Source organism: Saccharomonospora sp. CUA-673 (assembly GCF_001942305.1).
Taxonomy (GTDB): domain Bacteria; phylum Actinomycetota; class Actinomycetes; order Mycobacteriales; family Pseudonocardiaceae; genus Prauserella.
This window is the reverse complement of record NZ_MKKE01000026.1, coordinates 18,142-43,159: the sequence shown is the minus strand read 5'-3', so window position 1 is coordinate 43,159 and position 25,018 is coordinate 18,142. Positions and strand designations below refer to the sequence as shown.

25 protein-coding genes and 1 pseudogene are annotated in these 25,018 nt (G+C 70.1%); 11 read left to right on the top strand and 15 right to left on the bottom strand.

Going from position 1 to position 25,018, the window contains the following annotated elements; genetic code table 11:
* Positions 1–13: 13 nt before the first annotated feature.
* Together BJF85_RS30090 and BJF85_RS13575 are read right to left on the bottom strand one after the other, a co-directional pair.
* Positions 14–148: a hypothetical protein gene (locus BJF85_RS30090; protein WP_255375613.1), complete on the bottom strand. Its 135-nt coding sequence runs from the start codon at positions 146–148 to the stop codon at positions 14–16.
* Positions 121–501, bottom strand: a complete 381-nt coding sequence (locus BJF85_RS13575; RefSeq protein WP_255375612.1) for a GNAT family N-acetyltransferase — start codon at positions 499–501, stop codon at positions 121–123. The genes BJF85_RS30090 and BJF85_RS13575 overlap by 28 nt, the downstream gene beginning before the upstream one ends.
* Positions 502–608: 107 nt before the next feature.
* Between BJF85_RS13575 and BJF85_RS26610 the strand changes: the two genes are divergently transcribed.
* The 3 genes from BJF85_RS26610 (at position 609) to BJF85_RS13565 (ending at position 2,569) form a co-directional block, all read left to right on the top strand.
* Entirely contained in the window at positions 609–1,379 is a 771-nt protein-coding gene (locus BJF85_RS26610) for a serine hydrolase (protein ID WP_083666351.1), read from the top strand.
* On the top strand, positions 1,307–1,573 hold the full coding sequence (locus tag BJF85_RS31420) for a serine hydrolase (RefSeq protein ID WP_369822164.1): 267 nt from the start codon (positions 1,307–1,309) through the stop codon (positions 1,571–1,573). The genes BJF85_RS26610 and BJF85_RS31420 overlap by 73 nt, the downstream gene beginning before the upstream one ends.
* A gap of 111 nt (positions 1,574–1,684) precedes the next feature.
* Entirely contained in the window at positions 1,685–2,569 is an 885-nt protein-coding gene (locus tag BJF85_RS13565) for an NAD(P)-dependent oxidoreductase (protein WP_255375611.1), read from the top strand.
* A 7-nt stretch (positions 2,570–2,576) separates the two neighbouring features.
* On the opposite strand, the gene BJF85_RS13560 is transcribed toward BJF85_RS13565, so the two are convergent.
* From BJF85_RS13560 to BJF85_RS13525, 8 genes are all read right to left on the bottom strand, one after another.
* Positions 2,577–3,140: a GrpB family protein gene (locus BJF85_RS13560; RefSeq protein WP_075847879.1), complete on the bottom strand. Its 564-nt coding sequence runs from the start codon at positions 3,138–3,140 to the stop codon at positions 2,577–2,579.
* A gap of 75 nt (positions 3,141–3,215) precedes the next feature.
* The gene (locus tag BJF85_RS13555; protein ID WP_075847911.1) at positions 3,216–3,602 is read right to left on the bottom strand and encodes a heme-binding protein; all 387 of its coding nucleotides are present in this window, start codon (positions 3,600–3,602) and stop codon (positions 3,216–3,218) included.
* Positions 3,603–3,604: 2 nt separating this feature from the next.
* Positions 3,605–4,072 (bottom strand): glycerol dehydratase reactivase beta/small subunit family protein, encoded by a 468-nt coding sequence (locus BJF85_RS13550; RefSeq protein ID WP_083666349.1) that lies wholly within the window; start codon positions 4,070–4,072, stop codon positions 3,605–3,607.
* Positions 4,069–5,937: a diol dehydratase reactivase subunit alpha gene (locus BJF85_RS13545; protein WP_075847877.1), complete on the bottom strand. Its 1,869-nt coding sequence runs from the start codon at positions 5,935–5,937 to the stop codon at positions 4,069–4,071. Before BJF85_RS13545 ends, BJF85_RS13550 begins: the two co-directional genes overlap by 4 nt.
* A complete protein-coding gene (locus BJF85_RS13540) occupies positions 5,934–6,524 on the bottom strand; it encodes a propanediol/glycerol family dehydratase medium subunit (protein ID WP_075847875.1) in 591 nt (196 codons plus the stop codon). Before BJF85_RS13540 ends, BJF85_RS13545 begins: the two co-directional genes overlap by 4 nt.
* A 19-nt stretch (positions 6,525–6,543) precedes the next feature.
* A complete protein-coding gene (locus BJF85_RS13535) occupies positions 6,544–8,250 on the bottom strand; it encodes a propanediol/glycerol family dehydratase large subunit (protein WP_075847873.1) in 1,707 nt (568 codons plus the stop codon).
* Positions 8,251–8,280: 30 nt separating this feature from the next.
* Complete coding sequence (locus BJF85_RS13530; protein ID WP_255375610.1) at positions 8,281–8,718, bottom strand: diol dehydratase small subunit; 438 nt, start codon at positions 8,716–8,718, stop codon at positions 8,281–8,283.
* Positions 8,719–8,827: 109 nt separating this feature from the next.
* Positions 8,828–10,309 carry a GAF domain-containing protein gene (locus tag BJF85_RS13525; RefSeq protein WP_369822160.1) on the bottom strand — a complete coding sequence of 494 codons (1,482 nt, stop codon included), beginning with the start codon at positions 10,307–10,309 and terminating at the stop codon, positions 8,828–8,830.
* A 229-nt stretch (positions 10,310–10,538) separates the two neighbouring features.
* Between BJF85_RS13525 and BJF85_RS13520 the strand changes: the two genes are divergently transcribed.
* From BJF85_RS13520 to BJF85_RS13510, 3 genes are all read left to right on the top strand, one after another.
* On the top strand, positions 10,539–12,062 hold the full coding sequence (locus BJF85_RS13520) for an aldehyde dehydrogenase family protein (RefSeq protein WP_075847871.1): 1,524 nt from the start codon (positions 10,539–10,541) through the stop codon (positions 12,060–12,062).
* 2 nt (positions 12,063–12,064) lie between these two features.
* Complete coding sequence (locus tag BJF85_RS13515) at positions 12,065–12,433, top strand: DUF779 domain-containing protein (protein ID WP_075847869.1); 369 nt, start codon at positions 12,065–12,067, stop codon at positions 12,431–12,433.
* An 87-nt stretch (positions 12,434–12,520) separates the two neighbouring features.
* A complete protein-coding gene (locus BJF85_RS13510) occupies positions 12,521–12,844 on the top strand; it encodes a putative quinol monooxygenase (protein WP_075847867.1) in 324 nt (107 codons plus the stop codon).
* A gap of 113 nt (positions 12,845–12,957) precedes the next feature.
* Here BJF85_RS13510 and BJF85_RS13505 read toward each other — a convergent pair whose 3' ends face one another.
* Complete coding sequence (locus BJF85_RS13505; protein WP_075847865.1) at positions 12,958–13,803, bottom strand: LLM class F420-dependent oxidoreductase; 846 nt, start codon at positions 13,801–13,803, stop codon at positions 12,958–12,960.
* A 14-nt stretch (positions 13,804–13,817) separates the two neighbouring features.
* On the opposite strand from BJF85_RS13505, the pseudogene BJF85_RS13500 reads away from it, so the two are divergent.
* Positions 13,818–15,442, top strand: a pseudogene (locus BJF85_RS13500) (peptide chain release factor 3).
* A gap of 72 nt (positions 15,443–15,514) precedes the next feature.
* Here the strand turns inward: BJF85_RS13500 and BJF85_RS13495 are convergent.
* Complete coding sequence (locus tag BJF85_RS13495) at positions 15,515–15,751, bottom strand: hypothetical protein (protein WP_075847863.1); 237 nt, start codon at positions 15,749–15,751, stop codon at positions 15,515–15,517.
* 375 nt (positions 15,752–16,126) lie between these two features.
* Between BJF85_RS13495 and BJF85_RS13490 the strand changes: the two genes are divergently transcribed.
* The 3 genes from BJF85_RS13490 (at position 16,127) to BJF85_RS13480 (ending at position 20,150) form a co-directional block, all read left to right on the top strand.
* Positions 16,127–18,964 carry a sensor histidine kinase gene (locus BJF85_RS13490; protein ID WP_083666348.1) on the top strand — a complete coding sequence of 946 codons (2,838 nt, stop codon included), beginning with the start codon at positions 16,127–16,129 and terminating at the stop codon, positions 18,962–18,964.
* Positions 18,961–19,350, top strand: a complete 390-nt coding sequence (locus BJF85_RS13485) for a roadblock/LC7 domain-containing protein (protein WP_075847861.1) — start codon at positions 18,961–18,963, stop codon at positions 19,348–19,350. Before BJF85_RS13490 ends, BJF85_RS13485 begins: the two co-directional genes overlap by 4 nt.
* A 131-nt stretch (positions 19,351–19,481) precedes the next feature.
* Positions 19,482–20,150, top strand: coding sequence for an ATP/GTP-binding protein (locus tag BJF85_RS13480; protein ID WP_083666347.1), 669 nt, complete (start codon positions 19,482–19,484; stop codon positions 20,148–20,150).
* A gap of 14 nt (positions 20,151–20,164) precedes the next feature.
* On the opposite strand, the gene BJF85_RS13475 is transcribed toward BJF85_RS13480, so the two are convergent.
* Genes BJF85_RS13475 through BJF85_RS13465 form a run of 3 tightly spaced genes read right to left on the bottom strand, consistent with a single transcriptional unit; the run spans position 20,165 to position 24,020 of the window.
* Entirely contained in the window at positions 20,165–21,436 is a 1,272-nt protein-coding gene (locus BJF85_RS13475; protein WP_075847859.1) for a (Fe-S)-binding protein, read from the bottom strand.
* Complete coding sequence (locus BJF85_RS13470) at positions 21,433–22,572, bottom strand: FAD-binding oxidoreductase (RefSeq protein WP_075847857.1); 1,140 nt, start codon at positions 22,570–22,572, stop codon at positions 21,433–21,435. Before BJF85_RS13470 ends, BJF85_RS13475 begins: the two co-directional genes overlap by 4 nt.
* The gene (locus BJF85_RS13465; protein WP_075847855.1) at positions 22,569–24,020 is read right to left on the bottom strand and encodes an FAD-binding oxidoreductase; all 1,452 of its coding nucleotides are present in this window, start codon (positions 24,018–24,020) and stop codon (positions 22,569–22,571) included. The genes BJF85_RS13470 and BJF85_RS13465 overlap by 4 nt, the downstream gene beginning before the upstream one ends.
* A gap of 292 nt (positions 24,021–24,312) precedes the next feature.
* On the opposite strand from BJF85_RS13465, the gene BJF85_RS13460 reads away from it, so the two are divergent.
* Positions 24,313–24,981: a hypothetical protein gene (locus tag BJF85_RS13460; protein WP_075847853.1), complete on the top strand. Its 669-nt coding sequence runs from the start codon at positions 24,313–24,315 to the stop codon at positions 24,979–24,981.
* Positions 24,982–25,018: the final 37 nt, after the last annotated feature.

Sequence of the window (25,018 nt, the reverse complement as noted above, 5' to 3'; positions counted from 1 at the left end):
ACGTTCAGAACGTTCAGAACGCGATGAACATGATGTGCAGGCCGACTCGTCCCTTCACCGGGTGGTCGAACGCGCCGGGCACCGTGCCGACGATGTGGAACCCGAGCCGCTCGTACAGCTTCACCGCCGACGTATTGGTCTCGACCACGGCGTTGAACTGCATGCCGGCGTAGCCTCGGCGCGTGCCCAGTCGAGCGCGTACCGCACCATCGCCTCGCCGACGCCCTGGCCGCGCGCCGCGCTCGACACCATGAAACTGGCCGTCGAGATGTGCGCGCCGCGGCCGGGCCGGTTGGCGTCCATGTGCGCCGTGCCGGCGATGTCGCCCGCGTCGTTCACGGCGACGACCGTGTGGCCGTCCACCCAGAAGTCGTATGCCTGCTCGGAGGTCAGGTCGGGGGCGACGGCGAACGTGTCCTCGGCGCGGATGACCTCGCGCACGATCGGCCACACGGCGGGCCAGTCGGCGTCGGTGAAATTGCGGATCTGCACAACGGCCACGGTAGGTCACGTGTCCCGCGGACGTCCCGCCGTCGCCCCGTGATCTGCGCCAAGCGGGCCAACCCGCCCGGAAGGTCCGACCTGTTGCGCCGCCGAGGTGATGATCCGTGTCGGGAGCGGCGCGTCCGCGCGGCAGGTGGCAGGCTGGCAGGGTGCAGGACCACCACTGGACACGTCGCGGAGTACTGCTGGCCGCCGCGGCCGCCGGACTCGCCGCGTGCACCACGGACGACGACGCCGAACCACCTCCCCAAGGAGCGGGCGTGCCCTCGCGGCTACCCGAGGGCCCCGACATCACAGGCCAACTGCACGCCGTCGAGACGCGTTTCGGCGGCCGGCTCGGCGTCTACGCCGTCGACACCGGCAACGGGTTCGCCGTGCGCTACCGCGAACGCGAACGATTCCTCATGGCATCCACGGCGAAACTGCCGATCGTGGCCGCCACGCTCGGCCGCGGCGTGCCGCTCGACCAACCCGTGCCGATCCGCCAGGAGGACGTGCTGGAGTACGCGCCCGTCGTCGCCGAACGCGTCGGCCAGACGATGACCGTCGCCGAACTGTGCGATGCGGCCATCACCCAGAGCGACAACTCGGCGGCGAACCTGCTGACCGCGCAGGTCGGCGGACCCGAGCACGTGACCGGGTTCCTGCGGGAGACCGGCGACCGCGTGACCCGCCTCGACCGGTGGGAACCCGAACTCAACACGCGCAGCACGTCCCTCGACACGACGACGCCCGCCGCGATGGGCGACTGCACCCGCACACTGCTGTTCGACGGCGCCTCGATGCGCCGGCCCAACGGCACCTGGCGGACTGGCTCAAGGGCAACACCACCGGTGACGAGCGCATCAAGGCCGGACTGCCACCCGACTGGGTAGTCGGTGACAAGACCGGAACGGGTGCCGAGGGGGAGACCAACGACGTCGCCGTCGTGTGGCCGCCGGAGCGGGCACCACTGGTCATCGCCGTCTACACCTCGCCGCGCGGCGAACGGGCCACCGAGGAGGGCGCGGCCGTCGCCCTGGTGGAGGCCACCCGGGTCGTGGGCGGAGCGCTCGGCGCCGCGGCGTAACTCGGTGGGCGCCCACGCCCGTTACGCCTGATCATTGGAGTAGCACGTGCGCACGACACACGGCGGCTCCGGGGACGTGCGACGGGGCCGTCGACGGCGGAAGGACGAACCGTGGCCGAGTCGAATCGTGAGATCACCAGCGTCGCGTTCCTGGGGGCGGGCGGTCTGATGGGCCTGCCCATGGCGCGCAACCTCGCCCGCGCCGGATTCGAGGTGCGGGCCTGGAACCGCAGCCCCGACAAGATGCAACCACTCGCCGCCGAGGGCGTCACGCTGTGCGACGACGTGCGCAGCGCCGCCGAGGGCGTCGACGTCGTGCTCACCATGCTGGCCGACGCCGACGTGATCCTCGAGATCCTCGACGACTCGTTGACCCGCGCCGCCGACGGAGCGGTGTGGTTGCAGATGAGCACCGTCGGCATCGACGGCACGCAGCGGCTCGCCGACCTGGCCGAAACGGCGGGCGTGACGTTCGTCGACGCACCCGTGCTGGGCACGACGGCACCCGCCGAGGCGGGCGAGCTCGTGGTCCTCGCCTCGGGTGGCGAGGACATGCGCGAACGCCTCGAGCCGGTGTTCGACGCCGTCGGCAGCAGGACGCTGTGGGTCGGCGAGGCCGGTGCGGGCAGCCGCTTGAAGCTCGTGGCGAACGCGTGGGTGGCGTCGGTCGTCGAGGCGACCGCGGAGACGGTCGCGCTCGCCGAGGGCCTCGACGTCGACCCGAAACAGTTCCTCGAGGCCGTGTCGGGCGGGGCGCTCGACCTGCCGTACCTGCAGGCCAAGGCCACCGCGATGATCGCCCGGCAGTTCGACCCGGCCATGAAACTGTCCCTCGCGGCCAAGGACACACGGCTCATCGACGAGGCGGCCGCCGACGCCGACCTCGACCTGCCCATGCTGCGCACCATCCGCCACCGGTTCGCCGAAGGTGCCCGCGAGCACGGCGACGACGACATGTCCGCCACCTACCTCACCAGCACCCCCAAAGCCGGCTGACCAGGCGTCAGGGCTCGACCCAGCCTGCGCGGGCGAGGATGTCCCGGATGACGGGGCCCTTCGCCTCGGCGTAGTAGTTCATGTCGTCCCACTCGCGGCGGGCGAGCTCGCGTTTCGTGTCCGCGTAGAGGTCGCGGTCGTCCGGGTGGGTGCGCAGGTGGTCGCGCAACACCAGGTACCGCCGCGTCTCGACGTCGTCGGGTGCGTAGCAGTGCAGGTTCACCGGTTCGTCCGGATCGCCGGCGCGCAACGCGCGATGTCCCGGTTCGGTGACGCGCAGGTCGTACCCCGCGGCCTCGAGGTCGGGCAGGTAGGCGGCCTCGTCGTCCGGGTCGTCGATGCCCACGACGATGTCGACGACCGGTTTGGCCGCGAGTCCGGGCACCGACGTCGAGCCGATGTGCTCGATCAGCCGCGCCCGCTCACCCAGGACCTGTCGCAGCTGCACCGCCCTGCGCTCGAACCGGCGGGGCCACTCCGGGTCGTGGTCGACGATCTCCACCCGTGTCCGTTGTGGACCGTGCACGAGCATCGCCGCCAACCGTTCGTCGTCGAAGGGTTCGCGCGCCATACCGGGCACGCTAGTGCGCCCAAGTCGGCGGGAACAACTGCGCGCGCGGCCGGAATGTGCGGTGTCGCCAGTCTGTCAGGGCAGGGCGGAGACTCCCGCCTCGGCGACCTCGGTGTCCTGTTCGACGCTGCCCGCGCTGACCCCGATGGCGCCGACGACCTCTCCGTCGCGCGTCAACGGGATGCCGCCGCCGAAGACGACCAGCCCGCCGTTCGTGCCCTCGATGCCGTACAGCGGCGCGCCGGGCTGAGCCGCCTCGCCGACCTGCGCCGTCGTCATCCTCATCAGCGCAGCGGTACGTGCCTTGCGCGTGGCGATGTCGATGCTCGCCAGGATCGCACCGTCCTGGCGGGCGAACGTCACCAGATGGGCACCGGCATCGACGACGGCGACGTTCATCGGCTGTCCGATCTCGAGCGCCTTTGCGAGCGCGGCGTCGAGCACCTGCCGGGCATCGTCCATGGTCAGCTGTGCGGCCACGATTCCTCCATCCGTTCTCGGGTCGTCCCGGGTTGCTGTTTGAACGGCAGCCCGACCACCAGCCGGGCCGCGTTGTGCCCGCACCAGCGGGCCTGCGTGGGGTCGGCCGTCAGCACCGGCCGTGCGGCAGGCCGCTTGGCGTGATGCACACACACCGCATTGCCCGCCACGCCGGTTGCTATGCCGATACCGACGCCCAAGGACGACGCCTGTGCCGCAGCGAAGGCGAGGCTGACCGCGTTTCCGCCGTCTCCGGTGGCTTCTTCGCCGGACCGCCCGCCCTCGGCGACAGCGCTCTCGACGACAGCGCCCTCGACGACGACCGGCACGCCCTCCTCCTCGAGGCCGGCGCACACGTCGCGGGCGACCGCGCCCGGGTCTCCGAGGTGGCGCAGGACAACGGCCGGGGGCCGCCTGCGGGCCCGCTCCGTGCGGCGATCGGTCGGGTTCACCGGGCACCCCCGGCGTGGTCGGCGACCAGCCCGGTGGCCACGGCGTTGCGCGGGCCTTGCGAGCCGCGCACGTTGCCCGTTCCGCAGACGATCCCCGAACCCGCGACCGCCTCGGCGATGAGATCCGGGATCTCGAAGTCCAGCGCGGACCCGCCCAGCACGACGACGAAGCCGATCTCGCGCAGATTGCCGCCCGGTGCGACGCGCTCCAGCGCGCGAACCGCGTTCACGACGAAGACCTTGTGTTTCGCCGACCTGCGCACCTGCCGGATCCGCTCGAGCGAATGGCGCGTCGGGATCGGGCGCATACCCTCCTCGCCCAGGACGACGACGCGGGCGAACGCGTCGGTGGGCAGCGGTTCGTCGAAGAACCGGGCCGTGCCGTCCTCCAACCGCACGTGGAAGAAGCTCTCCGATTTGGCCAGCGGATGGCGTTTGATGTCCTCGGCCAGGTCCCGGTTCTCGAGGCCGAGTTCGGAGTCGATCAGCTTCGTCACCAGGTCGCCTGCACCGGCCAGGTGCACCGACGTCACGTCGCCGCCCGGCATCGCCAGCGCCGCGTCCGTCGACCCTCCGCCGAGGTCGAGGATCGCCACGGGCCGTTCGGTGCCCGGGGTGGTCAGCGCACCCAGCACGGCCATGTCCGCCTCGACCCCGCCGACCACGACGTCCGTGCCGAGCGTCGCGCGGATCTGCTCGGCGAGCGCCTCCATCGGCCCGCGGCTCGTGCGCACCATGGCCGCGAGCGCGACCGCGTTCTCCAGCGCGAACTCGCCGGCCAGCGCCCCGGTCACGTGCTGGGGGACGAACGTGTCGACGGCCAATACGTCCTGGATCCGCACGTCCTGATCACCGGGTCGTCCGACCGGGCCGTCGGCCAGCGTCTCGGTCATCGCGTCGCGCACCGCCGCGAGCATGCCTCCGACGTGGGTACCCGCCTCGCCGGTTGCATCCGACAGGGGTGCCACGCGGCGCAGCGTCGCCATGATCTCGTCGGCTCCCGCGTCGATGCCCACAGCCAGCGTCGAGTGCTCACCGATCAGCGTGAGCGTTCCCGCCGGGATGCGCCGGTCGGCGATATCCCCGCGGGGGGTGCGCACCACGACCGCCGACCGGTTGCCCACGAGCGCCCGCGCGACCGGAGCGACCATCCGCGTCTGCTCCGGGGTGAGCTCGAACAGCGTGGCGATGCCGTAGCTGTTGGACAGCGTCCGTACCGTTCGCCCCGGTTCGGCGACCTCGACGGCCGCGGGCATCCCGAGCGGGACCTTCTCGACGAGTGTCACCTCGTCCACCACGGGAATCGGCGTGCTCAGACGGTTCACGATCAGGTTGGCGTCGTCGGCGCGGACCACGGCACCGGCGACCTCCACCCCGCGCGCGACGGCGGCGTCGATCCCCGCCGCGGCGTCCTCGAAGTCGACCCCGCCCCCGACGACGCAGACCACCGGCTCACCCGGCCTGCAGTCGGCCAGGTCCGCGAACGCGACCGTCGTGCCCACACCGAGCCCGGCGCCACCGGGGGTGTCCGGGTTGTGCCCGATCATCGTCGACTCGGTGATGATCGTTTCGGTGATCGTCTCCATGGCCAGGCCGCTGATCACCGGCGTGGCCTCGTTGACCAGCACGGTCGTGAGCTCGTCGGCCGAGCGGCCCGCCGCCGACAGCGCCTCGTGGACCACCTTCACCACGCCGGGCACGTTCTCGGCCGTGCCCTTCACCCCCGAGGTCGGCGCCAGGGCCCCGCCCAGGTAGCGCGGTCCGCTCGGGCCGATCTCGGCCAGGCAGGCCTCGGTCGTGGAGTTCCCGATATCGACGCCGACGACGAGCTCCGTGCCGTCGCGCGCCGCCCCTCCCGCCGTCATCCAGCGTCGGCGAGGCGGATCCGCACGTCCAGTTCGACCGGCGCCGCCCCGGGGGTCACGAACTCGGTCTCCTTGATGTGCAGCAGCGCGGCCTTGGCCTGCCATCGTGGCCGAGCCATGTAGTCGTTGCGCGCCGGCACGGGTTCCGGCGACTCGCCCTTGGCATAGCGTGCCGCGTTGCGGCCGACCTTGCGGAACGTCTCCGGGTCCAGCAGCGGTGCCTGCGGGAACAACTCCAGGTTCGACAGCCGGACGAGATCCTTCTGGTGGATCATCGTCGTGCCGCGCGACAGCACACCGATACCGATCCCCGAACCGGACAGTCGCGCGGCCGTGTGCGCGATGACGGCGAGGTCCGAGCCGCCGCGGTAGCGGATCACCCGTGCGCCGACACCTTGCTCCTCGACACCGGCCAGGAGTTCACGGAGCACCTCGGCGTGAGGGACGTCGACGATCGTCCGGGTGAAGAAGTCGCCGAACGCCGGTGAGATCCCGATGACCACCTCGTCCGGGCGGGTCCCTACCGCGGCCTCGCCCCGTTCCACGGCGTCGAGGACCCGCATCGTCTGCGCCTCCGTACTGGTCATGGCCCAGGTCCCTTCTCGGTCAGCCGACTTCGGTCTCGGGGTTGCGTGCACTGACGACGTGGCGCAGCCGTTTCATCTCGTCCCAGCGTTCGCCCGACGGGCGATAGCCGGTGCCGGGACCTGCGTAGTCGTTGGCGTCGTTGACCGCCGACAGCGTCTCCAGTTCCGAGGTGAGGATCGCCGACGTGTGCAGCAGGTCGCCGGACACGCGGTGCCGCAGCACGGCCAGGAGGGTTCGCGCCATGTCGCTGTGGCCGGACGCCTCGAGTGCCTTGATCACGTCGAGTCCGGTGATGCCACGATCCATCACCGACTGGGCTGCCTTGAGGTCCTCGAGCACGTCGCGCATCGGCAGGTCCTGGCTGCCGTGCGCGTAGGTGACGGCCTCGACCTCCTTGTCGGTGATCGTCGGCAGTCCGAGCTGGGCGAACACCGCCTGCAAGGCGCGGGCGGCACGGCTGCGTGCGGCGAGGAGTTCGGCCTCGGGAACGTGCCGCAGTGCACCGTCGACCTGCAGGTCGCGCTGGATGGTGTTCCAGTCGTCGTAGTCCGAGGAGTCCAGATTGGACCCGGCGAACATGTTGTCGTAGTTCGGCACGGCCGAGTAGCCGGAGCAGACGAAGTCGGTGCCCGGCAGCAACTGCGGCAGCAGGCGGGCGGTGCGCCGCATGTCGGAGTGGGAGAAAGACTGGTCGTTGCCCGACGCGCACTCCAGGTCGACCGTGCTGGCGATCAGGTTCTCCGCGAGGACCGCGCGGATGCCGGCCGGCACCGCACCCGGGACGCCGATGCAGCTGATCGACCCGTTCTGCAGGCCCTGCACACCCGCGCCCTTGGCGACGAGGATGCAGCGGATCTCCAGGTACAACATCGACTTGCCCTCGGCGTTGCCCATCTGCACCTCGGATCCGGTGCCGGAGGTGAAGCGCATCTTGATCCCGCGTGAGGCGTACGCCGAGGCCAGGAACGCCTTCGACCACGGTGTGTCGTCCCCGTCGCAGAACACGGGCTCGGTGCCGTAGACGGAGATCGTCTCGGCGTACGCGGTGATGCCGCGCATGCCGAGCTCGAGTTCGGTGGCTTCCTCGAGCGCGCACTGCGTCAGGGCCCCCGGAGTCCCGGCCAGCGAACCGACCTGCAGCGCGATGGCCACGAGCGGTGCGTAGCGCACCACGCCCAGGGTCGTCTCCAGTTCCCGGAACCCGCGCAGTGAAGCCTCGGCGGCCTCGGCGGCGACCTGCACCGGATTGTCCCGGGCGCTCGTCGAATGTGCCTGATTCGCGGGCGTGCGCCGGGCACGCATCTTCTGCAGCGCCTGCATCATCTCGACGACGTTCATCGTCTTGGCGACCTCGAGCAGTGCCGCGGGGGTGAGTCCACCGGCGATCTCGACGACCTCGGAACGCGTCACCGCCGGGTCGACGAGCATGCGCGCGATGTCGACCGGCCCGAGGGCCATCGCACGTTCGGTCGCCGACACGTCGATCGCATGGTCGGCGATGAACTGGTCGAGGAAGTCGAACTCGGCCCGCGGCTTGCCGTCCATCTCGACGATGACGCCGTCGGCGACGCGCACGCTCGGCGTCGGGTCGTACGGGCTGTCCATCGCGACCATGCCCACCTCGGGCCATTCCTCGACGAACCCGTCGAGGTTGACGGGTCGGTCCTCGAGGATCTCCGTTCGCTTGGACGATGGGGTTGAAGCAGGAAGCGGTTCCGCGGTCATGGCCGGACCTCCTTGTCGGCGGGTGGCGGATCAGCTCGGGTCGGCGAGGATGTCGCGACGCTCGTACACGTCGGCGGCCTCCCGCACCAGCTGCGCGCACAACGTGGCGGCGTACTCGTTCTCCAGGCGGTCGGCGATGTCGACCAGCTGCTGTCGCGTGGAGGCGTTGGGTCGCAGCGCGTTGTAGATCGACAGCACGAGTTCGTCGGGCAAGGCCGTGAGCTCGGCGGCGCGGCGGAAGTTGCGGGCAAGCTGGGTGCGGCCGACCCGCTCGGCGATCTGCGCCTGAAGTCGAAGCGTGTCGGGCGAGATGCGCAGGTCCTCGGCGGCGACCTCGCCGGACAGGACCGCCTGCATCGTCAGGTCGTCGATCGGCTTGCCGGTCGGCGTCCGGAGGAGTTCCGGCCGGTTGGCCGCGAGCGGGTAGTCGCGGGCCGGGTCGAGTTCCACCTGGTCGGGAAGCGTCACCGCCACCACCTGCCTTCGTCGTTGAAGTCGGTTTCGAGGTCGAAACTAGGTGCGCCGACGTTGCAGCGACGTTGCACTCATGATGTGTCCTCATTGCCGAGCAGCCAGTTCAGCCGAGCGTCGACGACCGGCCGGCGCGGGTCCGCGTGGGGCAGCACGCGACCGAGCTGTTCGAACACCTCGATGTCGTCCCGGCCGGGTTCGGTCTCCGCCAATGCCCACAGCGCGTGCGCGTCTCGACTGTCGAGCACGGCCTTGCGCAGCGCGGCGGTCTGCTGATCGCGCTCGGCCCGGATCGTGGGCGACTCCGAGCGGGACAGCAGCGGGGCGGTGGCGGTCGTGGCCGCGCCGACGACGTCGCCCGCTGCGAGCGCATCCCGTACGCGCACGAAGTCGGCGTCGATATCGGCCGCCAGTCGGTACGGCTTGGCCAGCAGCGCTCCGCCGAGCTCGGCCCGGAGCCGGTGCACCTCGGCGCGGACCGTGGTCGGGTTGCCGTCGTCGCCGTACAGATGCATCGCGAGCTGGTCGCGGTCAGGCCGCCGGGATGGAGTACGAGCAGGGCGAGGATCTCGGCTCGGCGCAGCGTGAGCGGGATGACTCGTCCGTCGAGCGACGCCTCGGGTGCCGATCCGAGGAGCGACAACGTCACCGCCGGCCGCCTCCGCGGAGCCGAGGAACGGGCGAAACGGAGCAGATAGCCGCCCGCCAGGGGTTCCAGAAGGGCCTCGCGGCCGCCGACGTCGACCCGGTCGGAGTCGGGCGGGGAAGCGGTGGGGTCGTCGAGGTCGATCCGGCGCGGAAATCCTCCGATCGGGTTGGCCGCGATGACCCTCCCGGACGGTGCGAGAAGAGCCGCCGACTCGCCGCCCAGGCGCTCGAGATGCCGCATGTTCCGTGCACGCATCCGCTCGTCCTGCTGTTCCATCCTGATCCGCAGGTGGTTCTCGGCCACCTGCGCCGTCGCGTTGACCAGCGACACCATCGCCGGATGCAGCGTGTCGAGCCTGCCGCTGATGTCGATGGCGCCCAGCACACGATCGGTGTCCGGGTCGTGGATCGGAGCCGCGGCGCACGTCCACGAGTGGTAGGTGCGCACCAGGTGCTCCGCGGAGTAGATCTGCACCGGGGCGTCCACGGCGAGGGCGGTACCCATCGCGTTCGTCCCGATCGCCTGTTCGGACCAGCGCGTACCTTCGCGCAGGCCCACGTGGTCGGCGACGCCGCACAGCGCCGACGGCCCCTCGCGCCACAAGATCGTGCCGTCGGCGTCGGTGACGATCGTGATGTGCTGCGACTCGTCGGAGATGCTCACGAGCAGCTCCCGCAGCGGGGTCAGCACGGCGTGCAACGGATGGTCCGCCCGCACCTGGGACACCTCGTCGAAGTCGTACACCTCCGGTGGGCGGTAGTCGTCCGGGTCGACCTTCGCCGCCAACGACCGTTGCCACGACTCGGAAATGACGGTGCGTGGCGCGTCCGGTGACCGTTCGCCGCCGAGGGTCGCGTCCCGGAGCCGTTTCAGCGCATGTTGCAGCTCCAGCGGGTCGGACGTCGTGAGAACGGCGTCTCGGGCGGGTTCGACAGCCATGGGCACTCCGCGGCAACGATGACGGCAGGTGCGGACGCGGCTCGGCGAAACCGGCAGGTCACGCCGGGCCGTCCTCTGAGCATGCCTCGGTCGTACACCCCGGGGCAAGGACGGGCATTCGGGCGGACGCGCCGTGCAACGGGCCTGCAACGTCCGCGGCCCTAGCGTCCGGGCACCAAGCGCAGTACTGCTTCGCACAGCGTTCCATCGAGCAGAGAGGCTCCATCGGATGACCACTTACGCCGCACCTGGGCAGTCGGGCAGCGTCGTCGCGTTCGAGTCGCGGTACGACCACTACATCGGCGGCCAGTACGTTCCGCCGGCCAAGGGCCAGTACTTCGAGAATCCGACACCGGTCACCGGTGCGGTCTTCACCGAGATTGCGCGTGGCACCTCCGACGACGTCGACCGGGCCGTCGCCGCGGCGACCGGTGCCGCCGATGCGTGGGGTCGCACCTCGCCTGCAGAGCGAGCGGGGCTGCTGAACAAGATCGCCGATCGGATGGAGGCCAACCTCGAGGCCCTGGCAGTCGCCGAGAGCTGGGAGAACGGCAAGCCGGTACGCGAGACGCTCGCTGCCGACATCCCGCTGGCCATCGACCACTTCCGGTACTTCGCGGGCGCCATTCGCGCCCAGGAGGGCGGCATTTCGCAGATCGACGCCGACACCGTCGCCTACCACTTCCACGAACCGCTCGGCGTGGTCGGCCAGATCATCCCGTGGAACTTCCCGATCCTCATGGCCACGTGGAAGCTGGCCCCGGCACTGGCCGCGGGCAACTGCGTGGTGCTCAAGCCCGCGGAACAGACCCCCGCGTCGATCCACGTCCTCCTGTCGTTCGTCGCCGACCTGCTGCCCGCCGGCGTGGTGAACATCGTCAACGGCTTCGGTGTCGAGGCGGGCAAGCCGCTGGCCCAGCATCCCGGCATCCGCAAGGTCGCCTTCACCGGTGAGACCACGACCGGCCGGCTGATCATGCAGTACGCCAGCGAGAACATCATCCCGGTGACGCTCGAGCTGGGCGGAAAGAGTCCGAACATCTTCTTCTCCGACGTCGCCGACGCAAATGACGCCTTCTACAACAAGGCACAGGAGGGCTTCGCGATGTTCGCCCTCAACCAGGGCGAGGTGTGCACGTGTCCATCACGTGCGCTGGTGCAGTCGTCGATCTACGAACGGTTCGTCACCGACGGTGTCGCCCGGGTCGAGCAGATCAAGCAGGGCAACCCGCTCGACACCGACACGATGATCGGCGCCCAGGCCTCGAACGATCAGTTCGAGAAGATCCTGTCGTACATCGACATCGGCAAGCAGGAGGGCGCGAAGGTCCTCATCGGTGGTGAGAAGGCCGATCTCGGCGGTGAACTGTCCGGCGGTTTCTACGTCCAGCCGACGGTGTTCGCCGGGGACAACAAGATGCGGGTCTTCCAGGAGGAGATCTTCGGTCCGGTGGTGTCGGTGGCGTCCTTCGACGACTACGACGACGCGATCAAGACCGCCAACGACACGCTGTACGGCCTCGGTGCCGGTGTCTGGTCGCGCGACGGCAACACCGCCTTCCGCGCGGGCCGTGACATCCAGGCGGGTCGCGTGTGGACGAACTGCTACCACGCCTACCCGGCACACGCAGCTTTCGGCGGGTACAAGCAGTCCGGCATCGGCAGGGAGAACCATCGGATGATGCTCGACCACTACCAGCAGACGAAGAACCTGCTCGTGTCGTACTCACCCGATGCGCAGGGATTCTTCTGACGATGAACAGGGTGGATCTCACCGAGGCCGCGGCGGATCTGCTGCGGCGACTGGCCGACGTGCACGGGCCGTTGATGTTCCACCAGTCCGGTGGATGCTGCGACGGCAGCGCTCCGATGTGCTATCCGGCCGGTGAGTTCCGTACCGGAGCAGCGGACGTGCACCTCGGCGACCTCGACGTCGCCGGGGTGCACGACCCCGTGCCGGTGTGGATGTCGCGTTCGCAGTTCGAGTACTGGAAGCACACGCACCTCACGATCGACGTCGTGCAGGGCCGGGGCAGCGGGTTCTCCCTCGAAGCCCCGGAAGGGGTGCGGTTCCTGATCCGCTCCCGGCTGCTCACCGACGACGAACTCGCCGTCCTGGGGTGAGGGCCGGGGCCCGGCGCCCCAGCCGGAACGTGCGGTGTCGCCTAGCCTGGCCGCAGTCGTCCCCACGCCTGATCCAGGAGGAAGCGAATGATCTTCATTACCGCGAAGTTCCGGGTGAAGCCCGAGCACGCCGACCGGTGGCCCGAGATCTCGAAGGCGTTCACGCACGCCACCAGGGCCGAGCCCGGCTGTCTGTGGTTCGAGTGGTCGCGCAGCCTCAACGACCCCAACGAGTACGTGCTGGTCGAGGCGTTCCGGGACGGCGACGCGGGCGGCGAGCACGTCAACTCGTCGCACTTCAAGGCCGCGCAGCAGATGTTGCCGCCGTACCTGCAGGAGACGCCGCGGGTGATCAACACGACCGTCGACCAGGACGACTGGTCCGAACTCGGCGAGATGGCCGTCAAGTAGGGCGTGGGAGGGCCCGCCGCCCCCGACGGCGGCGGGTCCCCGGCTCCGGTGGTCGCAACTGGCCACAACCCACCGGAGAGAAGGAATACCCCTCGCCCGGGTTCGAAAACCGCTCAGCGCTGGGTCAGCGTGTCGGCGAGGCGGGTCAGGTAGTCGGCGACCTCGTCCTCGTCGCGATCCGGCAGGCCGAACAGCGTCTCGGTGACGCCGGCGGCGGCCCACTCGTCGAGCTCCTCGAGATTGGGTTTGCCGGCCAGCGCGACCACCTCCGGCGTGCCCGCGCGGCCCGCCTCCCGCCACGAGGTGTGCAGGGCCTGCACCTTCGCGGCGAGATCGCCCTCCAACGGCGTGGTGATCCAGCCCTGCCCCGTGCGGGCGATCCAGTCGAACGTCCGTTCCGTGCCGGCGGCGCCGACCAGCACCGGCACGTCGCCTGCCGGCGGTTTCGGCCACGCCCAGCTCGGCCCGAACGACACGAACTCGCCCTCGTAGGCGGCCTCGTCCTGGGTCCACAACGCCCGCATCGCCTCCACGTACTCCCGCAACATCGTGCGGCGCCGCTTCAGCGGAACGCCGTGGTCGGCCAGCTCGTCGGTGTTCCAGCCGAATCCGACACCCAGCGTGACCCGACCGCCCGACAGGTGGTCGAGCGAGGCGATCGTCTTGGCCAGCGCGATGGGATCGTGTTCCACCGGCAGCGCCACCGCCGTGCCGAGCCGGATGCGCGAGGTGACGGCCGCCGCCGTCGAGAGCGCGACCCACGGGTCCAGGGTGCGCACGTACCGATCGTCCGGAAGTGACGCATCGCCCGTCCGCGGATGCGCCGCAGCACGGCGAATGGGGATGTGCGTGTGCTCGGGAACGTAGAACGACGTGAACCCGGCCTCCTCGGCCAGCCGCGCCGCGGAGGCGGGCGCGATACCGCGGTCGCTCGTGAACAACACGATGCCATGACGCATCCCGCAAGTAGAACATGTTCTCGATCTGGGTGTCACCCGCCGAAGGAGTAGCCTGGGGGATCGTGTCCACTCTGAGCGAGGCACAGCGCAGGCGGTCCTTCGCTGTCATCAGCCACCCCGACGCGGGTAAATCGACCCTCACCGAGGCGCTCGCGCTGCACGCGCGCGTGATCTCCGAGGCCGGCGCGTCCACGGCAAGGGCGGCCGGCAGGGCGTCGTGTCCGACTGGATGGCGATGGAGCAGGCGCGCGGCATCTCGATCACGTCGGCGGCGCTGCAGTTCGAGTACCGCGACTGCGTCATCAACCTGCTCGACACCCCCGGGCACGCCGACTTCTCCGAGGACACCTACCGCGTGCTGTCGGCCGTCGACTCCGCCGTCATGCTCCTCGACGCCGCCAAGGGCCTCGAACCGCAGACGCTGAAGCTGTTCGACGTCTGCCGGCACCGCGGCATCCCCGTCCTCACGTTCATCAACAAATGGGACCGGCCCGGCCGTGAGGCTCTCGAACTGTGCGACGAGCTGGTCGAACGCATCGGCCTGCAGCCCATGCCGCTGACCTGGCCCGTCGGCACCCCCGGACACTTCCAGGGCGTGCTCGACGTGCCGACCGGCGAGTACGTCCGCTACGCGCGCACCGCCGGCGGCGCCACGGCGGCCCCCGAGGAGCACCTGTCGTCGGAGCAGGCCGAGGCCGAGGTCGGGCAGGACTGGACCACCGCGCGCGAGGAGTACGAACTGCTCCTCGAATCCGGTGGCGAGTTCGACGAGGCGAAGTTCCACGACGCCAGCGCGACCCCGGTGTTGTTCGGCGCCGCGGTGTTGAACTTCGGCGTGCGGCACCTGCTCGACCTCGTCGTCGACCTCGCACCCCGGCCCGCGCCGCGCGAGGACGTCGACGGCGCGCCACGGCCGTTGGACGGCGAGTTCTCGGCGTTCGTGTTCAAGGTTCAGACCGGCATGGACCGCGCACACCGCGATCAGGTGGCGTTCGCGCGCGTGTGCTCCGGGATGTTCGAACGCGGCATGGTCGTCACCAACGCGACGACGAACCGTCCGTTCGCCACCAAGTACGTGCAGCAGGTGTTCGGTCAGAAACGTTCCACTGTGGACACCGCGTTTCCCGGCGACGTGATCGGTCTGGTCAACGCCACGGCACTGCGCGTCGGCGACACGCTCTACGCCGGCAAACCGGCCGTGCGGTTCCCCGGCCTGCCGCAGTTCGCGCCCGCCCACTTCGCCGTCGCCACGCCCGCCGACCTGAGCAAGGCCAAACAGTTCCGCAAGGGTATCGACCAGCTCGGCGCCGAGGGCGTCGTGCAGTTGCTGACCTCCGACCTGCGCGGCGACGGTGCTCCCGTGCTCGCCGCGGTCGGGCCCATGCAGTTCGAGGTCGCCACCCACCGTATGGAGCACGAGTTCAACGCGCCCGTGAAACTCGACCGACTGCCCTACAGCGCCGTGCGCCGACTCGGCGACCCGGCACAGCGGTCCATCGTCGACGCCGGCCGCCGCAGCGAGGTCCTCGACCGGGCCGACGGGACCGAGTTGGCCGTGTTCGACGACGAGATGTCGCTGCGCATCCTGCTGCGGGCGCATCCGGAACTGGCGTTGGAGCCGCTCGTCGCCGAAGGCTGAGCTCGTTGCGTGCCGGGCGCTTGCGTGCCGGGTGCTTGCGAGGCCGTGGGTGCTTGTGTGCCCGGTGCCGGGTCAGTCGTCGGCGGCGTGCTTGTCGGACTCGCCCGCGCGGACCGCGACGTACAGGCAGAGGAGCGCGGCCAGCGCCAGCAGCACCGCGAGCACGATCGGCCACCACACCGACATGCTGTCGGCGAGGAACAGTTGCAGCGTCGCCGTCGCGGCGAAGGCGAGCGCGAGCAGCAGGAACAGCACCCGCTCGATGAGCAGGTGCGACGGCCAGTGATCACTGATCTGACGTCTGAGCATCGCGCGTCTCCTGGGAAGCTGCCTCTCGCTAGCCGGATGCCGGGTTCCCGGCCGGGCCTCATAGCACGTATCGCGGTTCCGCCCGGCTTGGTTACGCCGGGCGGGTGAGACCTTCGTCGTGCGCCGGCTGGAGCATGACGTTGGTCACGTCCTGTGATGATCAAGTTGCCCATTGGGGGAAGAAAGGGCAGCTAGTCCGCTTGGCGTATGCCGAGAGTGGTGATCCACGTGAGTTATGAGCGTTGACTCACTCGACCGGGCTGCATAGCCTCCGCTTCGCATGTAGGGCTTACACGGCGTGGTGGCGTCCCCGCATGTGCAGCGGGGATGGGGGCCCTGGGCAGTCATCCGGCGTCGATGAAAGGGCCTTGAGGCGTGGCCACCAAGCCGTCCCGGCGTTCACTGCGCGGACGCGTACTCGCGGCGGCGCTGATACCCAGCGTGGCGCTTCTCCTGGTTGGCGTAGTCCTCTCGGGTTATCTCATCTACGACGCCGCCAAGGGGCGCGATTTCGTCGTCCGAGTGCACGAGGCCGCACAGCCCGGTGTCGACTTCTTCGGCGCGATCCGTGAGGAACGCCGCCTCACGCTGCAGGCCGTCGCCGAGTCGCCCGGATCCGACGAACTCGCCGAGCAGCGCGACGCCACCGACGCCGCGGCCGAACGGCTCATGAGCGACGTCGAGGGCATGGTCGACGGCGCCACCGACGAGATCCGCGCCAGCATCTCGCAGCTCGAGGAGCAGCTCGGGGCGATCACCATCTTCCGCCAGCAGGTCGACAACGGCCCCAACACGCCGGGCGGCGGTCCGGAGCTGCGGGACGCCTACGAGTTCTACAACCGCATCATCGACACGGTCGCCGCCGGACTCACCGGCGTCGCCAGGCTGACGCCCGACGCCGAGACCGCCTACCTGCGCATCACGTCGATGCCGCTGTTCACCGCGGCCGACGGCATGGCCCGGGCCGACGCGCTCGCCGCCGCGGGACGGGCCAACGGTGGGCTCAGCAACGAGGAGTTCGAGGCGTACGCGGGCGAGATCGGCGCCTACCGGACCCAGCTCGCGCGGGCCTCGATGATCCCGTCGGTGCGCGCCCAGTTCGAGGAACTGCAGAACAGTCCCGCGTGGCAGACCGTGAACAGCGTCGAGGACGCCGTCATCAGCAACGGCGGCGGCACCCAGCGCATCCCGGTGTCGGAACAGGAGTGGCACGCGGCGGCCAGCGAGGTCGGTGGCTCGCTCATGTCGCTCTACATCGAACAGAGCACCAACGCCACCGACGAAGGCGTGGCGCGCGCCGACCGCACGCTGACCGTGGCGATCATCGCCGCCGCCGCGGCCGTCCTCGTCGGCAGCACGCTGATCTTCTTCGCGTGGCGGCTGGCGTCCTGGCTGGTCCGCCGGCTCGTCCGGCTCCGCGAGGAGACATTGGACCTGGCCGAGAACCAGCTGCCCGAGATGGTCGCGCGGGTGCGCAGGGGCGAGAACGTCGACGTCGTCGACCTCAAGTCCTCCGACCACGGGCAGGACGAGATCGGCCAGGTCGCGGACGCGTTCGCCAAGGCCGAGCGGACCGCCGTCCGGGCGGCGATCGAGGAGTCGCGCGTACGCGAGGGCACGCGCACGGTGTTCCTCAACATCGCGCACCGCAGCCAGGTCCTGGTGCATCGCCAGCTCAAGGCCCTCGACGAGGCCGAACGCGGTCTCGAGGACCCGAAGCAGCTCGAGGTGCTGTTCCGGCTCGACCACCTGGCGACGCGGTCGCGTCGGAACGCCGAGAACCTGATCATCCTGGGTGGCGAGCAGCCCGGCCGGCGATGGCGCAACCCGGTGTCGGTGTCCGACCTGGTGCAGGGAGCGACCGCCGAGATCGAGCACTACCGGCGGATCGACATCGTCGGACTGCCCGAGGCCACGGTGATCGGCCCGGCGGTCGGAGACCTCGTCCACCTGTTGGCCGAGTTGTTCGACAACGCGACGGCGTTCTCCCCGCCGGACTCGCGCGTGCAGGTGCGCGGCGAGGCGGCCGAGGGTCGCGGCGTGATCATCGAGATCGAGGACCAGGGCCTCGGCATCGAGGAGGACGACGCCGCGCGACTGAATGAGCTGTTGGCCCAACCTCCCGACTTCAGCTTCATGGCGCTCTCGGACGAACCGCGACTGGGCCTGTTCGTGGTCGCGCGCCTCGCCGCGCGGCACGGCGTCCAGGTGCGGCTGCGCGAGGCCATCCACGGCGGCACCCGTGCCATCGTGCGTCTCGGTTCCGACCTGCTCGGTTCCGTCAGCGGAACGGGCGGTTTCCCCGTGGTGGCGGCCGAGCCGCCGACCCGCAGCACGGGTGAGCAACCCGCCGTCCCGGCCGCGCCTGATCGGACACCTGCGCCGGCACCCGGCCAGGGAGTCGACCGGCGGCCCGACGGCGGTGGCCCGGTCGGACCCGCATGGCCGACAGCCGAACCGACCGCGCCGCCCACCCCGCCCACTGCGGCGCCGACCGCCGAGTCGCGTCCGACCGGCGAGCAGCGTGCTGTGGGTGACGCGCGTTCTACGGGCGAGCAGCGGCCGACCGGCGAGCAGCGTCCGACCGGTGAGCGGCGTCCGGTGGCCAGGCCGTGGTCGACGGCCGAACCGCGCCGGCGGGCCGCGTCGGTGAGCGAAACCCTGGCGGGCCTCGGTTCGACGTCGCGGGAGCAACCTCCGGCCGAGCCACCTCAGGCAGAAACGCCGGCACCACCGGGCGGAGGGTGGTTCGGCAGCGCTCGACGGGACACCGGCGAGCAGGACGCCGTCCGATCATCCGACCAGGCCGCATCTGCGGGGCCTGCCGGACATGCCGGGACGGACTCGGCCGGGCGACCGGAGCCCTTGCGTCGGCGACACGCACGTGAGCAGGCACAACCGCAACCGGAGCCGCGGCAGCCGGCCCCGCCGCCGCGGCCGCGCAAACCACCGATGCCGCAGCAGACCGGCCAGCCGATGCAGCCGACCCAGGTGTCGGGGCAGGGCAAGCCGCCGCTGCCGAGGAGGCGTAAACAGGAGAACCTGGTTCCGCAATTGAGGGAGGCGCCGCCGGAGACTCCGGAGCCCGGGCAGGGCCGGCCGGTCGGCGGCGGAGATGGACGAACGCCGAACGCGGACGCGGTGCGCGACCGCTTCGCAGGTTTCCAACGTGGCACGCAACGTGCCCGTCAGGATGGGGAAGGACCACGATGACGAACAGGGGTAGTGAGCTCGGCTGGTTGCTGGACGACCTGGTGAAGGAGGTCGCCGGCGCCGACAGGGCGGTCGTGCTCTCTTCCGACGGGCTGCTGATGGGCAACTCCGGCAACATGACGGCGGAGGAGGCCGAGCATCTGTCGGCCATCGCGTCCGGTTTCCAGAGCCTGGCGCGCGGTACGGGACGGCAGTTCGGCGGTGGGGGAGTGCGCCAGACGCTCGTCGAGATGGACCATGCGTTCCTGTTCGTCACCGCCGCGGGCAGCGGCGCGTGCCTGGCGTTGTTGACGTCGTCGGATGCCGACATGGGCATGGTGGCGTACTCGATGAACATGATGGTGAAACGTGTGGGAGCGGTGTTGACCGCCGCGCCGCGGACGTGATCGATCCTCGCGATTCTTGGGCCGCCGCATCCGTGATCGGAATCTGCTGCGAAGATGTTGCTCCCCGGTGACGGTATGCCGGCGGACTTTCCCACGGAATCGGACACGACACGTATCGCAGGCGGTTTTCGATGACACCCGGACATCTCGAACCCGGCAATGCGGCTGGGGCCGGCAGAGGGGCTAGCGAGGCCGGAGGGGCCGACGGCGGAGGTGACGCGGGCGGTGTCGGCGATGCCGAGGCTATTGCCGCGAAGCTGCTGATCGCCGGCGGTTTCGGCGTCGGCAAGACCACCCTGGTCGGGTCGGTCAGCGAGGTGCCGCCGCTGCGTACGGAGGAGGCGATCACCTCGGCCTCCGCCGGGGTCGACGACCTGACCGGGGTCGAGTCGAAGGTCAGCACCACGGTCGCGCTCGACTTCGGCCGTATCACCATCAGCCCGGAACTGATCCTGTACCTGTTCGGCACACCCGGGCAGGACCGGTTCTGGTTCATGTGGGACGAGCTGGCCGAGGGCGCCATCGGTGCGGTCGTGCTGGCCGATCCGCGGCGCCTGGAGACCTCGTTCCCGGCCGTGGACTTCTTCGAACGCCGCGGTGTGCCGTTCATCGTCGGCGTCAACTGTTTCGACGGCGCCCACAAGTACACGGCCGAGGAGGTTCGGCATGCGCTGGACGTCGCCCCGAACGTGCCGCTCATGCTCTGCGACGCGCGGCAGCGGGCATCCGCCAAGGACGTGCTGATCACGTTGGTCGAGCACGTCATGTACCAGTACGACCTGGCGCACTCGACCCTCTGACGGGGCGCCGGCCGCTATCGCGACTCTCCTCGGATCGAGGCGTCCAACAGCTGCACCGGATGCATCATGGGCACGTCCTCCAGATAGCGCCGCATCTGCAGTAGGCAGCCCGGATTCGCTGTGACCAACAGGTCGGGATCGACCGCCCGAATGTTGTCCGCCTTGCGCCGCCCCAGTTCCTCGGCCGGTTCGGGCTGGACCATGTTGTAGATCCCCGCCGAGCCGCAACACAGTTCGGCCTCGGGCAGATCGACGAGCCGGATCCCCGGGATCGTGCGCAACACCGACCTCGGCTGCGCCCGGATTCCCTGTGCGTGCCCCAGATGGCAGGCGTCGTGGTAGGCCACCGTGGCGTCGATGGGGTGTCGTTCGGCTCGTGGCTCCAGCTCGGCCAGCACTTCGCTGACGTCCCGCACCCTGGCGCTGAACGCCTGTGCACGGTCTGTCCATTCCGGATCGTCGGCGAGCAGGTGGACGTACTCCTTCATCGACGATCCGCATCCGGCCACGTTCACGACGATGTCGTCGACGGGCAGCTCCTCGAACGTCGCGATCGTGCGTTTCGCGCGGTCGCGCGCATGCTGTTCACGCCCGGCGTGCAGTCCGAGGGCGCCGCAGCATCCCTGGTCGCGCGGGGTCAGCACCTCGCAGCCCTCCGCCGCGAGTACGCGCTGTGTCGCGACGTTGACCTCGTGGAAGAACACGTCCTGCACGCATCCCGACAGCAACGCGACCCGCCTGCGCACCTCGCCTTCCGGTCGTACGCGTCGGGGCAGCGCGGCGAACGCCGAGTTCAGTTTCACCTCCGGCATGAGCGCCTGCGCGGCGCGCAACCGTGGTGGCAGCACCCGTTCGGCGAGTTTCGCCAGGCCCGTCTTCTGGTAGATCGCGCCCGCGACCGCAGCGGCCCGCAGCCTTCGTCGATACGGGAACAGTGCGAAGATGCCGTTCCGGAACCAGCGATCGGACTTCGGCCGGGGCACGTTCCGTTCGATCTGCGGCCGGGTCGCCTCCAACAGCCGGTCGTACTGCACACCGGACGGACACGACGTCACGCACGCCATGCAGCCGAGGCATGCGTCCATGTGCTCGGTGAAGGCGCCTTCCAGCTCGATCTCCCCGCGTTCGGCGAGGTCCATCAGGTAGATGCGGCCGCGCGGGGAGTCCATTTCCTCGCCCCACAGTTGGTACGTGGGACACGTCGGCAGGCAGAATCCACAGTGGACGCATTCGTTGAGCAGTTCCCGCGACGGCGGGTGGGTGGCGTCGAAGCTCGAGTCCGTCACGTGCGCTCCTCCTGGGTCGTCTCGGTCCGGGGAACTGCTGAACTGGTGGTGTCGGCCGGTTCGAGCCACGATTCGAACCTGCCGCTGCACAGGCGTCGATCGGGGTCGAGTTCGTGTTTGAGTGCGCGGACGACCCCGAGTGCCGACGGGCGTTGCCCCCATGCCCGTCCGGTGCCGTCCGGCCGGTGACGCGTCACCGATGTGCCGCCTGCGGCGGTGACCCGGTCGTGCAGGTCGTCGATCTCGGTGCCGGGCGCGGTCACCGTGGCGACGCCGCTGGCCAGGCCGGCGACCACCGGTCCGGCACGGTCGGCGAGCACCTCGGCCAACCGGCTGGGACGGCAGCCGAGACGGACGGTTGCGCCGTCGACGAGTGCCGCGTGCCGCTCCCATTCGGTTGCGGCCTCGTCCTCGGGCAGCACGGTGCCGTCGATCAGGTCCGCGAGGTCGGCTGCTCGCGCATCGGTGCCCGCGGTGGTGCCTTCGATCCGTGCCAGGAGCGTTCCCGCGACCCATTCCAGGCTCACCGGTTCCAGCGCGGACGCCATGAGGGTTCGCGTGTGGCCGATCGCCTCGTCGAGGGTGCAGGTCCGGCGGACCGTGCGGTGCGTGGTGAGCGGGTGCAACCGGAGGACGACTTCGGCGAGCAGGCCGAACGCACCGTAGGAACCGTGGAGGAGCTTCGTCAGGTCGTATCCGGCGACGTTCTTGATCACGTGGCCGCCGGTGCGCGCGATCGTCCCGTCGGCGAGGACGACCGTCGCTCCGATCACCAGGTCGCGCAGCGACCCGTAGGCCGGTGCGAGCGGTCCGGAGTCCGCCGTCGCGATGAGGCCGCCGACCGTGGCGCCGCGGCGGACGCGTGCGGCGTCGAACGCGACACGTTGGCCGTGGCGTGCGACCTGCCGCTGGACGGTCTCCAGCGGTGTGCCCGCCAGCACCGAGATCGTCATGTCCGCCGGGTTGTAGGCCAGCAGCCCGGTCAGTCCGGTGGTGTCGAGGACGGTGTCGGCTCGTCCGGGCGTGCCCGCCCACCCGTGCGCGGTGTCGGCGCCCTGGATGCGCACCGTGCCTTCGCTCTTGGCCATGGCCTCGCCGGCCGAACTCAGGTCGGTCGGTGTCAGTGTCGTGGTCATAGGCGCTCGATCACCCCGGCTTCTTCCAGTGGGTGCGGTCGGTACCGTCCCGGCTGCTCCCCGCACAGCCGTGGTGTCGGCAGGAGCTTGCCCGGGTTGCACAGTCGGTGCGGGTCGAACGCGCCGCGGACCCGATCCATGGTCGTGAGGTCGTCCTCGCCGAACATCCGCGGCATCGAACAGGCCTTGTCGGTGCCGATGCCGTGCTCCCCGGACAGCGAGCCGCCCAGTTCCACGCAGAGTTCGGCGATGTCGGTGGAGAGCTGTTCGGCGCGTTCGAGTTCGCCCGCGTCCTCGTCGAACAACACCAAGGGGTGCAGGTTGCCGTCGCCCGCGTGGAACACGTTGGCCACGCGCAGGCCGGCGCCGGTGCCCATGTCCTCGATCCGCCCGAGCACCTCCGCGAGCCGAGTCCGCGGGACGACGCCGTCCTGCACGATGTAGTCGGGACTGATCCGGCCGACGGCCGCGAACGCGGCCTTGCGACCCTTCCAGATCTTTGCGCGTTCCTCGGCCGTGTCCGCGATGTGCAACCGGGTGCATCCGTGCCGTTCGCAGATCTGCCTGACCTGGTCGAACTGCGCGCTGCACTCGACCTCCGGGCCGTCGAGCTCGACGACGAGCGCGGCCGGGGTCGTGAGCGTGTAGCCGGCCGCCACGGCCTTCTCCGCCGCCTGGATCGCGAGGTTGTCCATCATCTCGACGGCCGCGGGGATGATGCCGGCGGCGACCAGGTCGCTGACCACCTCGCCGGCATCGGTCACGGACGGGAAGTCGGCGAGCAGGGTGCGAACGGTCTCCGGGGCGCGCAGCAGCCGCACCGTGATCTCGCAGACGATCCCGAGCGTGCCCTCGGAACCGATGAACACCCCACGCAGATCGGGCCCGAGCTGCTCGCCGCTGTCCTCGCCGAGGGTGACGATCTCCCCATCGGGCAGCACCACCGTCATCGACAGCACGTGGTTCGTCGTGAAGCCGTACTTGAGGCAGTGCGCCCCGCCGGAGTTCTCGGCGACGTTGCCGCCGATGGTGCACACCTGCTGACTCGACGGGTCCGGCGCGAAGTAGAGCCCGTGCGGCGCGGCGGCCTTGGTGATGTCCAGGTTCGTGACACCCGGTTCGAGCACGGCCCGCCGGTCGAGCGGGTCGATCTCGAGGACCCGACGCATACGCTGCAGGGAGATGACCACGCCGTCGGCGACGGGCATCGCCCCGCCGGACAGTCCGGTACCGGCTCCTCGTGCGACGAAGGGGACGCCGTGCCGGTGACAGGCCCGCACCGCGGCCGCCACCCCGCGGGTGTCGCGCGCCAGCACGACCAGCGAGGGCGCCTGACGGAAGCCGGTCAGCCCGTCGCATTCGTAACTGCGGAGCTGTACCGGATCGGACAGAACGTTCTCCGGTCCGACCGCGGCAACCAGCGCGTCATGCGTTGCTGGGTCGAGCATCGTCGCTCTCCTTCCACGTCCGTGCCTTCATCGATTCGCACTGAATTTCGCACTGCGGAAGCTGAATACCGTTAAGAGAAACTTTACTGCGGCCCGGCCTGTGGTCGTCAACCCCAAACCAGGTGCCTCTGCTGCACTGATGGGTCCGCGTGTGCGTTGCTCCGCTCGCCGTTCCGGCCCGTGGTTCCGGTCCACTGCTCCGGCCCGCCTGTTCCGATCGGCGTGCTGCGATCCTTTGTACTACGTCGTCGATCCGTTGACAAGTGGCTGCTGTCGTCGTTACGTTGACGTCGTGGATGGATATGCGAGCCTTCGGACGACGGTCGAGCGGGTTGCCGACGACGGCGTGAACGGTGATACCGGCGCCGGGGATGTTGCTGTGGACGACATCCTCGCGGCGTTGGAGTCCCTGCGCGCGTTGCGCGACGAGCTCGCCGACTGGGAGCCGAGGCTCATCGGTGCGGCCCGGCGGCACGGGGCGAGTTGGGCTGATCTGGCGCCCGCGCTCGGCGTGGCCAGCCGGCAGGCTGCGGAAAGGAGGTACCTCCGGCTGCGGAAGCCCGAGCACGGCCGGGCCGGCGCCGGGAGTGGTGACGGTGTCGGCGGCGCCGGCGTCGGCGCTGGTGCCACGACGGCCGACGGCCGGGTGCAGGCCGAACGTGACCGTCGCGCGGGCGAACGAGCGGTCCGTGCGTGGGCCCAGGCCAACTCCGGGGCGGTGCGCACACTCGCCGCCATGGTCAGTGCGGTGGAGCCGGCCGACGAGTCGACACGACTCAAGGTCGACGTGGTGTACCGGCGACTCGGTGAGGACGACCCGGTCGCGCTCCTGGAACCGTTGGCGGCCGTGGCGGAGCCGCTCCACGCGACGCGTCCCGAGCTCGCCGAGCAGGTCGACGAGCTCAACGCGCAGGTGCAACAGGCGCGACGCGAGGCCCTCGAGCGCAGGGTGGGGAGGTGAAGAAGTATCGATGAACTGCGAAAACGCGTACCGTTCC

Coding starts and splice junctions, on each gene's coding strand:
- BJF85_RS13560 (WP_075847879.1), bottom strand. CDS start 3,140: ATGGCGCGCGAACCCTTCGACGACGAACGGTTGGCGGCGATGCTCGTG.
- BJF85_RS13555 (WP_075847911.1), bottom strand. CDS start 3,602: ATGGACGATGCCCGGCAGGTGCTCGACGCCGCGCTCGCAAAGGCGCTC.
- BJF85_RS13545 (WP_075847877.1), bottom strand. CDS start 5,937: ATGACGGCGGGAGGGGCGGCGCGCGACGGCACGGAGCTCGTCGTCGGC.
- BJF85_RS13540 (WP_075847875.1), bottom strand. CDS start 6,524: ATGACCAGTACGGAGGCGCAGACGATGCGGGTCCTCGACGCCGTGGAA.
- BJF85_RS13535 (WP_075847873.1), bottom strand. CDS start 8,250: ATGACCGCGGAACCGCTTCCTGCTTCAACCCCATCGTCCAAGCGAACG.
- BJF85_RS13525 (WP_369822160.1), bottom strand. CDS start 10,309: ATGGCTGTCGAACCCGCCCGAGACGCCGTTCTCACGACGTCCGACCCG.
- BJF85_RS13520 (WP_075847871.1), top strand. CDS start 10,539: ATGACCACTTACGCCGCACCTGGGCAGTCGGGCAGCGTCGTCGCGTTC.
- BJF85_RS13515 (WP_075847869.1), top strand. CDS start 12,065: ATGAACAGGGTGGATCTCACCGAGGCCGCGGCGGATCTGCTGCGGCGA.
- BJF85_RS13510 (WP_075847867.1), top strand. CDS start 12,521: ATGATCTTCATTACCGCGAAGTTCCGGGTGAAGCCCGAGCACGCCGAC.
- BJF85_RS13505 (WP_075847865.1), bottom strand. CDS start 13,803: ATGCGTCATGGCATCGTGTTGTTCACGAGCGACCGCGGTATCGCGCCC.
- BJF85_RS13495 (WP_075847863.1), bottom strand. CDS start 15,751: ATGCTCAGACGTCAGATCAGTGATCACTGGCCGTCGCACCTGCTCATC.
- BJF85_RS13485 (WP_075847861.1), top strand. CDS start 18,961: ATGACGAACAGGGGTAGTGAGCTCGGCTGGTTGCTGGACGACCTGGTG.
- BJF85_RS13480 (WP_083666347.1), top strand. CDS start 19,482: ATGACACCCGGACATCTCGAACCCGGCAATGCGGCTGGGGCCGGCAGA.
- BJF85_RS13470 (WP_075847857.1), bottom strand. CDS start 22,572: ATGACCACGACACTGACACCGACCGACCTGAGTTCGGCCGGCGAGGCC.
- BJF85_RS13465 (WP_075847855.1), bottom strand. CDS start 24,020: ATGCTCGACCCAGCAACGCATGACGCGCTGGTTGCCGCGGTCGGACCG.